At 70.9% G+C, this 13,002-nt stretch carries 14 protein-coding genes and 1 pseudogene; 12 read left to right on the plus strand and 3 right to left on the minus strand.

Translation table 11 applies throughout. The features are described 5' to 3' along the window. Positions 1–326 precede the first annotated feature (326 nt). Positions 327–1,247, minus strand: coding sequence for an NADP-dependent oxidoreductase (locus tag BGK67_RS26080; protein WP_069924114.1), 921 nt, complete (start codon positions 1,245–1,247; stop codon positions 327–329). Positions 1,248–1,353: 106 nt separating this feature from the next. Then, positions 1,354–2,073 (minus strand): DUF2470 domain-containing protein, encoded by a 720-nt coding sequence (locus BGK67_RS26085; RefSeq protein WP_069922352.1) that lies wholly within the window; start codon positions 2,071–2,073, stop codon positions 1,354–1,356. 157 nt (positions 2,074–2,230) lie between these two features. Between BGK67_RS26085 and BGK67_RS26090 the strand changes: the two genes are divergently transcribed. The 4 genes from BGK67_RS26090 to BGK67_RS26105 all read left to right on the plus strand — a co-directional run bounded on the left by BGK67_RS26090 (position 2,231) and on the right by BGK67_RS26105 (position 5,313). Then, complete coding sequence (locus BGK67_RS26090) at positions 2,231–2,626, plus strand: cell division protein SepF (RefSeq protein ID WP_030012729.1); 396 nt, start codon at positions 2,231–2,233, stop codon at positions 2,624–2,626. 417 nt (positions 2,627–3,043) lie between these two features. Further along, positions 3,044–4,255, plus strand: a complete 1,212-nt coding sequence (locus BGK67_RS26095; RefSeq protein ID WP_432215483.1) for an AAA family ATPase — start codon at positions 3,044–3,046, stop codon at positions 4,253–4,255. Positions 4,256–4,363: 108 nt separating this feature from the next. Beyond that, a complete protein-coding gene (locus BGK67_RS26100; protein ID WP_069924115.1) occupies positions 4,364–4,696 on the plus strand; it encodes a nucleotide pyrophosphohydrolase in 333 nt (110 codons plus the stop codon). A 131-nt stretch (positions 4,697–4,827) separates the two neighbouring features. Next, positions 4,828–5,313, plus strand: a complete 486-nt coding sequence (locus BGK67_RS26105; RefSeq protein WP_069922354.1) for a DUF6099 family protein — start codon at positions 4,828–4,830, stop codon at positions 5,311–5,313. 66 nt (positions 5,314–5,379) lie between these two features. Here the strand turns inward: BGK67_RS26105 and BGK67_RS26110 are convergent, their stop codons facing one another. After that, the gene (locus BGK67_RS26110; RefSeq protein WP_069922355.1) at positions 5,380–5,637 is read right to left on the minus strand and encodes a hypothetical protein; all 258 of its coding nucleotides are present in this window, start codon (positions 5,635–5,637) and stop codon (positions 5,380–5,382) included. Between the two features lie 203 nt (positions 5,638–5,840). On the opposite strand from BGK67_RS26110, the gene BGK67_RS26115 reads away from it, so the two are divergent. The 8 genes and pseudogenes from BGK67_RS26115 to BGK67_RS40775 all read left to right on the plus strand — a co-directional run bounded on the left by BGK67_RS26115 (position 5,841) and on the right by BGK67_RS40775 (position 12,664). Next, complete coding sequence (locus BGK67_RS26115; protein WP_069922356.1) at positions 5,841–6,764, plus strand: LLM class F420-dependent oxidoreductase; 924 nt, start codon at positions 5,841–5,843, stop codon at positions 6,762–6,764. Between the two features lie 16 nt (positions 6,765–6,780). Continuing rightward, positions 6,781–7,659 (plus strand): homocysteine S-methyltransferase, encoded by an 879-nt coding sequence (mmuM, locus tag BGK67_RS26120; RefSeq protein WP_069922357.1) that lies wholly within the window; start codon positions 6,781–6,783, stop codon positions 7,657–7,659. Between the two features lie 77 nt (positions 7,660–7,736). After that, positions 7,737–7,850: pseudogene (locus tag BGK67_RS36570) on the plus strand (hypothetical protein); the annotation flags it as partial. Positions 7,851–8,422: 572 nt separating this feature from the next. Further along, positions 8,423–10,144 (plus strand): recombinase family protein, encoded by a 1,722-nt coding sequence (locus BGK67_RS26125; protein ID WP_079154377.1) that lies wholly within the window; start codon positions 8,423–8,425, stop codon positions 10,142–10,144. Positions 10,145–10,485: 341 nt separating this feature from the next. Next, positions 10,486–11,046 carry a hypothetical protein gene (locus BGK67_RS26130; protein ID WP_069922359.1) on the plus strand — a complete coding sequence of 187 codons (561 nt, stop codon included), beginning with the start codon at positions 10,486–10,488 and terminating at the stop codon, positions 11,044–11,046. Positions 11,047–11,580: 534 nt separating this feature from the next. Next, entirely contained in the window at positions 11,581–12,069 is a 489-nt protein-coding gene (locus BGK67_RS26135) for a replication/maintenance protein RepL (protein WP_069922360.1), read from the plus strand. Positions 12,070–12,088: 19 nt separating this feature from the next. Continuing rightward, positions 12,089–12,409 carry a MarR family transcriptional regulator gene (locus BGK67_RS26140; RefSeq protein ID WP_069922361.1) on the plus strand — a complete coding sequence of 107 codons (321 nt, stop codon included), beginning with the start codon at positions 12,089–12,091 and terminating at the stop codon, positions 12,407–12,409. 132 nt (positions 12,410–12,541) lie between these two features. Next, positions 12,542–12,664 carry a hypothetical protein gene (locus tag BGK67_RS40775; RefSeq protein WP_279628707.1) on the plus strand — a complete coding sequence of 41 codons (123 nt, stop codon included), beginning with the start codon at positions 12,542–12,544 and terminating at the stop codon, positions 12,662–12,664. Positions 12,665–13,002 lie beyond the last annotated feature (338 nt).

Genomic DNA, 13,002 nt, shown 5'->3' on the forward strand with positions numbered 1-13,002 from the left:
GCTGAGCAGCACCGTTGCGGCCGGTTCCGGGAGCGGGCCCGAATCCGCGTCCGGCGCCGGGGCGTCGCGGGCGGGGGCGGGCGCGCCCGGCGGGGCCGCGGAGGTGCGGATCCGCCGAAGCCGGCGCTCGTGCGCGACGCCCCGAGGACCCGGCCGCCAGCAAGACCGGCCGCATCGCAGACACCCGACAGAACGGGCCCCGGCACGGCTCCGCTGCGCGGGCTCGACGGGGGTCGCCGTGCGGGCCCGGTCCGGGCCGCGCCGCGGAGTGCGACACACGGCCCGGGGGCGAGGCCCGGGCCGGCCCCGGGGGCGGCGCCCGGACGTCACACCGTCAGCACGATCTTGCCCCGGGTCCGGCCCGAGGCGCTCAGTTCCCACGCCTTGGCGGCCTCGGCGAGCGGCAGCGCGTGCTCGACGTTGACCGTCAGCCGGCCGCTGTCCGCGAGCACGGCCAGGAAGGTCAGGTCCGAGGTGTCGGGCCGTACCCACAGCTGGTGCGCGCCCTTGGCGGCAGCCTCGTAGTCGGCGATGGACACCACCCGGTCGCGCTCCTTGACCAGCGACTGCAGCACCTCGACGGCGCCGTCGCCGTGGAAGTCGAGGCCCGCGTCGATGCCCTCGGGCGCCAGCTCGCGGATGCGGTCGGCCAGCCCGTCCCCGTACAGGACCGGCTCGGCGCCGAGGGAGCGCAGGTAGTCGTGGTTGTGGGCGCCGGCCGTACCGATCACGCGCAGGCCGAGGGCTACCGCGATCTGCACGCCCAGGGAGCCGGTGCCCCCGGCCGCGGAGTGGATGACGACGGTCTCGCCGGCCTCGACGTTCACGCGCCGGAGCGACTGGTAGGCGGTGAGCCCGGCCAGCGGGATGCCGGCGGCCTGCTCGAACGTCAGCTCGCGCGGCTTGGGCGCGAGGGTCCGCACGGGGGCGGTGACCAGTTCGGCGTACGTGCCGAGCTCGGTCCACTCCTTGCGGACGTACCCGTAGACCTCGTCGCCGACGGCGTAGTCGAAGGTGTCCGGGCCGACCGCCTCGACGACTCCGGCGACGTCCCATCCGGGTATGACGGGGAAGCGGACTTCGAGGATCGGGTCGAGGTATCCGGCGGCGAGCTTCCAGTCCACCGGGTTGACCCCGGCGGCCTTCACGCGGACGAGGACCTCGCCCGGTCCGACCTTGGGATCCGGTGCGTCAACGAGTTCGAGAGCGGCGGCGGTTCCGTATGCGCTGTAGCTGATGGCCTTCATGATCACCGCCAACCGGGTGCGGGTGTCCGCTATTCCCGGCGGACGGCCCGCCGAGGGCCGCGCCGTCGCTTTCCGGCCAGGGGCGGGGCCGGGTGGGCGGCCGGGTTCAGGCGGGCAGGGTGTTGCGGTGCGAGCGCCGCCGGGCCGCGCTGAACAGGGCCTGGATCTGGGCGCCCGACTGCTCCACGTCGTCGAGCGGCGAGGGGAAGGGCAGCCGTACGTCGCGGTGGCCGCCGCGCTCCTCGAGCCGCAGCGTGATCCCGTACCGGTCCATGGCGACGGGCAGCGCGCGGAGCACCGAGGCGGTGGGCAGCGGCTGGACCAGGCGCAGCAGCAGGGTGACGAGGTCCGGGTGGTCGTCGAGGAGGTGCGTGAGCATGCCGGCCTCGTAGGGGGCCAGCGGGTCGGGGCGGGCCGCGTCCAGTTCGTCGAGCCCGATGCACGAGAGGCCCTCCGCCGTCTCCAGGACGGCCTGTCCGAACTCCATGCAGGTGCTCTCGTGTCCGAGGCCGGCGCTGTCGCCGGCGTACGGGGTGAGCAGGCGGCCCACGATGGTCACCCGGGCCCGTACCCGGTCGCGCACCGGGGTCGGGGCGATGTCGGTGAACTCCAGCCGGATCGCGGCCCGGTGCTCGGCGTCGCCGCCCGGTTCGGCGGGATGCAGGTGCAGGCGGCCCATCGGGTCGCCGCCGTCGAGGTGGCGGACTTCGGAGCGCAGGCCGTCGGTGACCGCGGTCATGGAGTGGGCCGCGGCCAGGATCGACCGCACCCGTTCGGCGTCGGTGGGCCGGGCGGGTGCGGTGGCGGGGGCACCGGACATGCGCATCTGCGTCTCTCCATCATCGCGAGAACTTAGGTTTGCCTAACCTAACTCATTTCGCTCGTCGGGAGTAGCCGGTCTGGTCCGTGTCGGTGTTGGGCTGAACGGGTGAAACGCGAGAGGATAGGGGGATGCACATGAAGCGCGTGGTCGAGGCGGTCCGGTGAGCAGGTACGACGTCACCGACGAACAGTGGGAGGGGCTCGCGCAGGTGGTCCCCCTGCGCAGCCGCAACGAGTGGCCCTCCCGGGTGGACCACCGCACCATCCCCACGGCGCCGGGGGCGTCGGCGGCGGAGCAGCGGCGCTTCGTGGTGATCCGGGTTCAGATCTTCGCGGACGCGCGGGAGGTGGCGGAGTACCTGATCGCGCAGATCCCGGTGCTGCTGGACCTGACCGGGGCCGACAGCGAAGTGGCCAAGCGGATCCTGGACTTCAGCAGTGGTGTGGTCTTCGGGCTGGGCAGCGGGATGCACCGGGTGGACCGGAACGTCTTCCTGCTGGCGCCGGTGGGGACCGAGGTCGAGGGGATCGCGGCGGCGGCCGTCCCCCGATCGTAGGAAGGTCGCCGCGAGGTAACGGTTCACCGAGCCCCCGCCGGGCCCGGCGGCCCTACCGTCCGCCGCATGGACGCCCCCCGCCCTCCCGTAGCCGCCCCCGCCGGGCCCCCCGCCCCGCGCGCCGCCGCCCCCGCCGCCCCAAGCCCCGCCACCCCAAGCCCCGCCACCCCAAGCCCCGCCGCCCCGCGCGCCGCCGCCCTCCCCGTGCCGTCCGCCGCCGGGCTCGGCACCCCGCGCCCCGCCGGGCCTCCGGCTGCCGGGTCCGCGGCCGCTGATGCCGAGCGGCCGGTGGTTCTTCCCGCGCCCCGTTCCGCGGCGGTTGCCGCCGGGCCTGCGGCGGCGCGCCGGTCCGCCGCCGCCGTGGACGCCGTGCCCGCGGCTGCCGGGGCCGCGGGCGTCGGGGGTGGGGCCTGCGCCGTGCGCCCCGTTGTTCGCGCCGTCGGGCCCGCCGGCGAGGCCGCCGTCGCGTTAGCCGGGGGCGGGCGGGCGGCCGTGCCCGCGCAGGGTGGGCGGCTTCAGCGGCCCGGGGTCACCGAGCTGCGGCTGTCCGCGTTCGGGCCGCACCGCGGTGCCGCCTTCGCGCTCGGGCCCGTCACCCTCCTCGCCGGGGCCAGCGGCAGCGGCAAGTCCCAGGCCCTGGCCGCCTACGAGGCCCTCGCCGCGCTCGGCTCCGGAGCCACCCTCGAGGAGGCCTTCCCCGACGCCGCCGCCCGCATCCCCGACCGGGCCGCCCCCGACGCCGACGGGCGGCGCGGCTTCCGCATCGGCTGCACGGTCGACGGCCCCGCCGGACCGGTCCGCCTCGACCTCGCCGTCCAGGCCGAGCCCACCCTGCGCATCGTCGGCGAACGGCTCGCGCAGGCGGGCCAGATCCTGCTCGCGACGGCCCTGCGCGACCCCGGCCGGCGCTCCGTACAAGGCGCCTGGCTGACCGGCGGCGCCATCGGCGTCACCCGGGCCCCGCTGCCGGACGACCGGCTCGGCACGGCCCTGCTCCCGCTCCGCGTGGCCGGCGCGACGGCCGGCCAGCGCCAGGTCCTGGCCGCCGCCGAGCAGGTCGTGGTGGCGCTGCGCTCGGTGTTCCCCTGCGACCCCCGGCCCGGCCTGATGCGCGCGCCGGTCCCGCCGGGGGAGGGCCGGCTGCTCGGCGACTGCGCCAACCTGGCCGACGTCCTGCGCCGGACCCGCCACGAATGCGGCACCCGCTACGCGCTGCTGGCCGAGGCCGCCCGCACCGGCTGCGCGGGACCGGTCGCCGGCCTGGACGTACGGGCCCCCGCCGACGGCCCCGTCTCGGCGGTCCTGGACCGGGGCCCCGGCCGGCCCGCCACCGAACTGGCCCGCCTCGGCGCGGGCGAGCTGCGCTTCCTCGCCCTGGCGCTGGTCCTGCTCACCGGCCCGGGGGTGCTCGCCATGGACCCGGCCGCCGAACTGCTCGACGCCCAGCAGGCGCTGACGGTCCTGGCGGACGGCTTCGACCGCGGCCTGGACCGCCGGCAGAGCGCCGAGCTGCTGCGCCTGGCCCTGCTGTCGTGCGGGCGCGGGCACGTCCGGCTGATGGCGGCGGTGGGGGAGGAGACCGCGGCGGCCGCCCGCCTGCTGGCGGGGGTCACGGTGGTAGACCTGTGAGCCATGAGCGACACCAAGGACACCGACGACTCGGACGACGTGAACGGCAACGACAACGCGGACACCGGCGAGCCGCGCCCCGCTCCCCGCGATCAGCGCCTCGACCTGCTGCAGCGCAGGCTCGCCGACTTCGCCGCGGCACGCGGCTGGGAGCCGTACCACACGCCCAAGAACCTGGCGGTGGCGCTGAGCGTGGAGGCGGCCGAACTGGTCGAGATCTTCCAATGGCTGACGCCCGAACAGTCGGCGAAGGTCATGGAGAAGCCGGAAACCGCCCACCGCGTGGCCGATGAGGTCGCCGACGTGCTCGCGTATCTCCTGCAGTTCTGTGAGGTTCTCGGGGTGGACGTGCTGGATGCGCTCGCCGCGAAGATCGAGAGGAACGAGCTCCGCTTCCCCGTACCGGGCGAACCGACCGCGCATCGTCACTCTTCGGAGTGATGGACTCTTCCACAATCACATTTGTGTCCACATTTTCCGAATACCCCTGGCTTTACTGACTCGTTGCCCTCACTCTGGGTAGTGGTGAGATAAGCGGGATGGCGGGATGTCGTGCGGACGGGGGACGGCATATGGATGCGGTACGGCTCATCGCGGCCGGTCGGCACACGCTGGCACAGAGCGGGGCTGCGTGGGACATCGTGGGCGAGGCCTGGCAGGCCCAGGCACTCGCGCAGGGCGTAGGGAGCTACCTGGCGGTCACCGGGCCGCCGGAGATGAGAGCGGAGGCACGGGGACTGGGGGAAGCGGGAGGCAGAGGCTGCGGGGTGATCGACCGGGCGGCCGTGCGCGGAGAGGGCAGCGCGCCCGAATACCCGGCGCGGGCCGCGCAGTTGACACAGGTCACGGATGTCCGGCAGGCGCTGCTCGGACTCCAGGCGCTGCTCGGCGAAGTGGGCATAGCCCTGGTCGGGGTGGCCTGCGGGACGGACGACGAGACCCTGTACTGGCAGTGCATAGAGTCGATCGACGCGGCCGACGAGACGAGCGACCGGGTCCGGGCGATCCTGCGCCGCATGACGGTGCGCGAACGGGGCTCCGCCTCGGGCGTGGCCTGAGGTGCCGCCCGGGCCGTCGCCCGCGAGGGCACACGGGCCCCGCCGCGCGCGACGGGACCCGCACGGTCACGGCGACCGGTAGGACGGGCGCTCGCCCTCGGGGGCGGGCGTGCCCGGGGCGCGGTCGGTGGAGGACTGGAGGTCGGCGTCGAGCCGGGACAGGTCGGCGTTCAGCGCCGCCATCAGCTCTTCCATCTGCTGCAGGAGGCCCTTCGGTGCGCCGCCCGCGGCGGGAACAGCGGACTCCTGGAGTGCTTCCTCGTGCGCTGCCTGTCCGGACTGTCCGGTCTGTCGGTGGGTCTCCGGCACGACCTCGTGGGACATGGCGGCCTCCTCGGCCCTGGCCCTTCCTGGGCGGAAGGGCGCGGTGGACGCACGGGCGATACTGCCGCCGGCGCGCGGGCCGGGCGGTCCGGCTCCGTCCGAGCCAACGATCCCCCTCCGGGGTGGTCACTGGCGGCGTCCGGGGTGGACCGTCCGGTTGACGCCGATTCACCCGGCGGGGTCGGGCCGGGCAGGATGGGGGCATGGATCTTCGCGTTTTCACCGAACCCCAGCAGGGCGCGAGCTACGACACCCTCCTGACCGTTGCCAAGGCCACCGAGGACCTGGGCTTCGATGCGTTCTTCCGCTCCGACCACTATCTGAGGATGGGCGCGGCCGACGGCCTGCCCGGACCCACCGACGCGTGGATCACCCTCGCGGGCCTGGCCCGCGAGACCCGGCGGATCCGGCTGGGCACCCTGATGACGGCCGGCACCTTCCGGCTGCCCGGAGTGCTCGCCATCCAGGTCGCCCAGGTCGACCAGATGTCCGGCGGCCGGATCGAACTCGGCCTGGGCGCGGGCTGGTTCGAGCAGGAGCACAAGGCGTACGGGATCCCCTTCCCCGCCGAGCGCATGGCCCGGCTGGAGGAGCAGCTGGCCATCATCACCGGGCTGTGGGCCACCGAGACCGGCGCCGCCTTCGACTACGCGGGCAGCCACTACCAGGTGGAGAACTCGCCCGCGCTGCCCAAGCCCGCCCAGGCCAAGGTGCCCGTACTCATCGGCGGACACGGCGCCCGGCGCACCCCGCGCCTCGCCGCCCGGTACGCCGACGAGTTCAACATGCCCTTCGCGTCGCTCGCCGACAGCGAGCGCCAGTTCGGGCGGGTCCGGCGGGCCGCCGAGGAGGCGGGGCGCAAGGCCGGGGACCTCGTCTACTCCAACGCCCTCGTGGTCTGCGTCGGCAAGGACGACGCCGAGGTCGCCCGTCGGGCCGCCGCCATCGGCCGCGACGTGGACGAACTCAAGGCCAACGGCCTGGCCGGCTCCCCGGCCGAGGTCGTGGAGAAGATCGGGGCCTACGGTGCCATCGGCTCCTCCCGCGTCTATCTCCAGCTGCTCGACCTCGACGACCTGGACCACCTGGAGCTGATCGCCGCCCAGGTCCTCCCCCAGCTCGGCTGACCGGGGACCGGGCGACATGCCACGCGCGTCCGGCCCGCTCGCCGAAGCCCTGGCCCGGCGGACCGTGCTCCTGGACGGCGGTCTGAGCAACCAGCTCGCCGCCCAGGGCTGCGACCTGTCCGGCGGCCTGTGGACGGGCCGGGTGCTCGCCGAACGGCCCGACCAGGTGGAAGCCGCCCACACGGCCTACGCACGAGCCGGCGCCGAGGTGCTGATCACCGCGAGCTACCAGATCGGCCCCGGCCACCCCCGGGCCGCCGACCTGCTGCACCGCAGTGTCGCCCTCGCCGCCCGCGCCGCCGAGGCCGCCGACCACGAGGTGTGGGTGGCCGCCTCCGTGGGCCCGTACGGAGCCGTGCTCGCGGACGGCTCCGAATACCGCGGCCGCTACGGCCTGAGCGTGCGCGAACTCGCCGCCTTCCACCGCCCCCGCGTCGAGGCCCTGCTCGCCGCCGGCCCCGACGTCCTCGCCCTGGAGACCGTCCCCGACCCCGACGAGGCGCAGGCCCTGCTCACCGTCCTCGGGGAGACGGACGCCCCCGCCTGGCTGAGCTACACCGTCGCCGAGGGCCGTACCCGCTCCGGCGCGCCCCTCGCCGAGGCCTTCGCCCTCGCCGCGGCGTACCCGCAGGTCATCGCGGTCGGCGTCAACTGCTGCGACCCGGTGGAGGTTCTGCCGGCCCTCGAAGCGGCCGCGGCCACCACGCGCACCCCGCTCCTGGCCTACCCCAACGACGGCTCCGTCTGGGAAGCCGCGACCGCCACCTGGCGAACCCCCGGCACCCGGCCCGGCTGGCCCACCGCCGCATGGCGCCGTACGGGCGCGCGCCTCATCGGCGGCTGCTGCCGCATCGGCCCCGACCGGATCGCGGCCCTCGCCGCGGGCGCGAGGTGACCGGCCCCCGGCCGCAACACCGCCGCCGCCCGAAAAACCGGAGGCAGCCGGGCGGGTGACCAGCAACAATCGGTGGCGTGTTCCTGACGATCTCCACCACCGGCTCCCCTGAACGACCCGCCACCGACCTGGGCTACCTGCTGCACAAGCATCCCGGGAAGACGCAGGCGTTCTCCACCTCGCACGGCACGCCGTGAGTTCGAGCATGTAGAAATCTCGGGGTTCACGGCCGAGGAGTCGGCGGGGCATGCTCCGCAGCTTAGAGACCTGCGGGATCCGTGGGGAAGCCGATCGTCAACATGACGCCCGTAACGGGCTGCTTCCCTCGGCTGGTCCACACGAAGGAACTTGGCCGGCGTCATCGCGGCGTGTCCGGTGTCGGAAAACACCGGCGTGGTAGTGGAGCAGGGGCCCACGTGGGGCCGAAAATCTGGCATCATGAAGCACGCGCCCTACTGGTATCGGGCGCGCAGTGCGTCCGAACCGAAGACCGGACGCCGCGACACCCCACTTTCGCCGCCAAAGCTCAGGGGGGTAGAGCATCCGAAGACTTGGTTCACCAGTCTTCGCCCGAGCCGCCTGGGTGTAGGAGCCCCGGCGGCTCTTTGGGTTTCAGAGCCAGTGAGCCTGAGCGTTTCTTCACTCAGGCGGTGTCATCCTGCCACACCCGGTGGCCATCGCGCCCTACCACAAGGCGACTTGCCGGGCCGAACTGACGAATCGTCTGTGGATCCGCGCCCTGCGGTGGGTACGGTATGCGCCCATGGCTGCTGTGTTGTCCCCTGAGAAGCCCCTGCGCGCCCTGCTGATGTCCCGCATCAGCGTGGACCGGGGCGACAGCAAGTCGACCTCGCTCCAGCGCCAGGCCGAGGAACTCACCGGTTGGCAGGAATCCCAGGGCCACGCGTTGACGCACCTCGTGGTCGACAAGGCCGTCAGCGGCTCCATCGACCTCGCCGAACGTCCCTCCCTCGGGCCCTGGCTCACGGAGGAGGGTCTGCGTCAGTGGGACGTCATGGCCGTCACCACACAGGACCGGATCGGCCGCAACGACATCCACTTTCTGAGCTTCGTCAAGGAGATCATCGACAGGGAGAAGCAGCTCGTCGTCCTGGACGACCCCAGCTTCGACATCAGCACCGAAGACGGCCGCATGATCGCCTACATCAAGGCGTGCCAGGCCGCGAAGGAGCTGCGGAAGATCCGCGAGCGCTGCACCAACACCGCCCGCTGGCTCCGTAACAACGGCTGCTTCAAGGGCGGGAACACACCCTTCGCCTACCTCCCCGTACGAATCCGCGGCGGCGTGTTCGGCGGCCGGCTCACCCTCGTACCCGATCCGGAGTACGCGAAGATCCTCAAGTGGATCTGTGAACAGATGCGCGAGGGCATTAGCCCCCAATCCATCGCGATGCAGCTCAATGCCCAGGGTGTGCTCACCTGGCGGGACAGGCTCCGCGAGCTGCGCATGCGGGACGCGGCCGAGCGCGGAGAGGAGTACACCGGCCTGGAGGTCCAGGGGCACCTCTGGAATCCCAACGTCGTCGCCAACATCGTCCGTCACCCCTCCGTCGCCGGGTTCCAGGCGTACAAGCACAAGATCCACGAGGACGAGAACGGCGAGCCGCTGATGTGCACGGAGTTCCCGCACCTCTCCGAGACGGAGTGGCGTACGACCGTTGTCGCCCTGGACGCCCGCAGCAAGCCCAGGCCGATCGAGATGCCCAGGATCCTCGTCGGCCTCGGCGACATCTCCCTGTACGCCGGGATCGGGTCGTGCCGGAACTGCGCGTCCCCGATGTACCTCCACGAGGCCACGAAGAAGCTCAAGTACCGCACGGCCGTCTATCGCAACTACCGATGCCACGCCGCCGCTCGCGGGGTGAAATGCGACCACCGGGCCGCGGTGAAGAAGGACGAGTACGAAGACTTCTTCGAGGATGTCCTGTTGGGGTCTGCCGGCGACCTGCCCGAGGTGGTGAAGATCTGGACGCCCGGGGAGGACCACACCGAGGAACTCGAACGCGCCCAACGGCGGCTGGCGCAGCTCGAAACGGACTACGCCGATGGCGTCTACGACGACGACCCCAAGGCGTACCACCGCATCCGGACCCTGATCAACGGCAAGATCGTGAAGCTGGACCTGCTCCCGCACCGGCCGTCCCAGTACATCTACCGCGAGACCGGTCGCACCTGGGGGGAGAAGTGGAAGACCATGAACGACCTGGACCGCCGCGCCTTTCTCGTCCAGGTCGGCCCGCGCATGGTCGTGTGGAAGGAGGGTCACAACCCCGACCACCCCGGGCTGATGGCCGATCTGGGGGACATGAAGGAACTGGTGAAGGTGGCCGGCGCGCTGGAGGCGGATCTGCAACACCCCGCGCTACGCCAGCACGCGCTATCCAACGTCTCCAAGCGACAGTTCATGTCCATGGTCAAGGACGGCATCCTGGACCAGCCCCGGCCCGCCCTGCGGGTCGCGTAGGCGCTCTACTGGGACGTAGATCGACTCCATGTCGGAGTCGGTCAGCGTGCCCTCGCGGTAGAGCGCGTGCAGCTCGGACAAGTCCAGCGTCGGCACCGGCGGGAACGCCCGGTCATAGCAGCCGCGTTGACGACAGATCGCTTCGGCAGCGGAGGGGTCGACGGCGTACTGGGTCAGCAAGGAGGAACTCTCTCTAGGCGCGCGGAACCGCCGCGTCGGCCTCCTCGCCGCGCCGAGTCCATCATCAACTGACGCGATGTCCACACAGGCGCGCATATGCAGTCGAGGATTCACCGGTCCGGCCGATTCCTTCCGACGTCGGTCCTGGCCGAAGCTGAGCCGTGACCATTGACTACGCCCAGGAAGTCTTCCAGCCCGAGCAGTACCGCAGTCTCCTCGTAGCCTTCCGTCCCGTGAAGTACATCCCCGACTGGTATGACGGATTCGGCAAGACTCAGCCGGCCGTCAGAGCCCACTTCTCACCGCTGACGCGGGGCGTGTGGCATAAGGCGCAGCAGCTGCGGAAGGAGTTGCCGCCCAAGGAGTATTACCTTCGGAAGCTCCTCGGTGCCGCCGAGCCGGATGAAACCCTGCCGGTAGAGAAGCCCGAGTCACGGCTGGTGACGGTGAAGCACATCTACCTGGTGGAAGCCCTGACGAGCTACGTCGGGGGTTCAGTGATCCAGGCCGGTCTGATGATGCAGATCAAGACGCCATGGGTCCTTCTGCCGCCGGAGGCAGGTCTCTACGCCAGGATCCACGAGCACTGCGAAGAACTCGGCTGGTTCGACATCGAAAAGCCCTTCGAGATGACAGAAGACGAAGAATACGAGGGCGATGCCGCAGAGGATGAGAAGCAGCCCAGCCGGTCATCTCGGGCGTCTTCGTGGGACAGCTTCTAGGGAGCCAGGATCTGCGTGCGGCGTAGGTGCGGTACCCGAAGTCGACGGATCCGAGAGTTCGACATCCTGCGTGGCTGTGAGCGACCGAAGGGAGCGGGGCCACGCACGGCGACCGAAGGGAGCTGAAGAGTAAAAGCAAATGCTCACTGCTGTATGGCTCCCTTCGGTCGCCTTGGGACCTCCCGCTCCCTTCGGTCGCTGTCGAGGTCCCACGTTGAGTCGTCGAACGACCGAAGGACTTCAACTACAGGATCAAGCGGGGAGCCAAGGTCAGACGTCGGCCTCTGCTACGCAGTTAAGAGCAGGTTTTGCTCGGCCCTTGTCCCGCTTGAGATCCGGCCACTTCGGCGATAGCGGGCTGACTGTCACTTGATAGTGAACCGACTATCAAACGGGGGCCTATGGGGCCGATCGAACCACCTAATTGGTGGACTATCAGACAAGCAAGATTCCGAATAGGCTGTCGCACAGCAAGGCCGTCGAAGGGGCGGATGGGCTACCTGAGCAGCGTCCATCCGAAGCCCGGAGGCACCCGTGGCACAGCAGTCCCCGCGCATCCGTAACATCCAAGCGAAGAACCGCGACAACGGTGATGTGGTAGATCTCCGCATCACGGAGGAACCGAGAGAGATCTTCTCCTACGGTTTCGTAGGCAAGCGGTACTCCATGACCGCAGATGCCGTCTGGGACGTCTTCGAGCGGAACGAGTACGGCTTCACGTTCTTCGACGTCCGGGTCTTCGGCTTCTTCTGCAAGAACCAGTCCCACAGGGACCACGGACGCGTGATCATCGAGAGCCAGAGATGGCTCGCCGAACAGCTGGAGACCAAGCAGGCGAACATCTCGATCTCGCTGAAGAAGCTGCGGAAAGCCAAGATGCTGTACCAGGAGACCCGGACCGTCTGGTACATCAATCCACAGCTGGTGTACTGCGGAAACGGCCGCACCCACGGCGCTGCCCTCTCCGCGATGCCGGACGGCGCGCACATCTACGTCCAGCCCGACGACAAGCGTGCCGCGTAAACCGAGGAAGGATCAGCTCATGGACACCAACCGCGCGATGTTCAGACCGCGCCGACAGGCCGCGGTTCGGTACGACCTCTCGCCGGCCGCCTACCGCGTCCTCTTCTTCATCAACAGCAGGCAGAAGGCCGACGAACCGGGCCTGGCGGTAACCGGCACGCAGATCGAGATGGCGAGGGCACTCGGCAGCTCTCAGCCGACCGTATCCAAGGCTCTGCGGCAGCTGCGGGAAGCCGGTGTCATCCGGCCCGTGGTATCCGGCGTGTGGAACATCCACTCGCACTACATGTTCGGGGGGTACCAGTCGGAGGACGTGGTAGCGCTGCCTTTCGCCGCCTGATTGGCGGTGATCTCGGCCCCGTTTGAGCAACTCGGATGAGCGGGGCCTGCTCAACCGGCCAGCTCACCCCTCCGGCCCGTTATCCCCCCAACTCGCCCCGGGCAGGCTCAACCCAGGCAGCACCCCGAACGCATGCCGGACGAAGATTCCGACGAGATCCGCGACGCCCTCACGAAGATCATGTTCCTGGGCATCGGCCACCCGGACCGTCCCAAGCTGGTCGTGATGGGGGAGGACGACCCGTCGCAGGCGTAGACGGCCGACTCTTCCGCGGTGCCTTCGGATCGTTGCACGGCCGTCGTTACGGCTGCGCTTACGGCGCACGCCAACTCTCCCGTAGAGGGCCATGGCGGAGAGCAACTGATGAACCACATCTGCCGTGGGTAGTTCCGAGCGTCTCGGACCGGAACCCGAGTCCGGTCCGACGATCACCATCTCTTGCGAGTGGCCCCGGCTGTCTGGAGTGGCGGTTTTCGCCACGCGAGCCCAGCCTCGGCGCTTACCGTCAGCTCCAACTGTGGAGATTTCCGCCATGGTTGCGCAAGCGCGACGCTCCCGGGCCCGGTCTCCCGGGGACCTGCATGGAGGTTTTC

The sequence above is a fragment of the Streptomyces subrutilus genome, assembly GCF_001746425.1.
GTDB lineage: Bacteria > Actinomycetota > Actinomycetes > Streptomycetales > Streptomycetaceae > Streptomyces > Streptomyces subrutilus_A.

Excerpts from the sequence above, each read along its gene's own strand:
- BGK67_RS26080 (WP_069924114.1), bottom strand. The coding sequence starts at position 1,247 with ATGAAGGCCATCAGCTACAGCGCATACGGAACCGCCGCCGCTCTCGAA.
- mmuM (WP_069922357.1), top strand. The coding sequence starts at position 6,781 with ATGCCACGCGCGTCCGGCCCGCTCGCCGAAGCCCTGGCCCGGCGGACC.
- BGK67_RS26115 (WP_069922356.1), top strand. The coding sequence starts at position 5,841 with ATGGATCTTCGCGTTTTCACCGAACCCCAGCAGGGCGCGAGCTACGAC.
- BGK67_RS26140 (WP_069922361.1), top strand. The coding sequence starts at position 12,089 with ATGGACACCAACCGCGCGATGTTCAGACCGCGCCGACAGGCCGCGGTT.
- BGK67_RS40775 (WP_279628707.1), top strand. The coding sequence starts at position 12,542 with ATGCCGGACGAAGATTCCGACGAGATCCGCGACGCCCTCACGAAGATC.
- BGK67_RS26110 (WP_069922355.1), bottom strand. The coding sequence starts at position 5,637 with ATGTCCCACGAGGTCGTGCCGGAGACCCACCGACAGACCGGACAGTCC.
- BGK67_RS26125 (WP_079154377.1), top strand. The coding sequence starts at position 8,423 with ATGGCTGCTGTGTTGTCCCCTGAGAAGCCCCTGCGCGCCCTGCTGATG.
- BGK67_RS26085 (WP_069922352.1), bottom strand. The coding sequence starts at position 2,073 with ATGCGCATGTCCGGTGCCCCCGCCACCGCACCCGCCCGGCCCACCGAC.
- BGK67_RS26105 (WP_069922354.1), top strand. The coding sequence starts at position 4,828 with ATGGATGCGGTACGGCTCATCGCGGCCGGTCGGCACACGCTGGCACAG.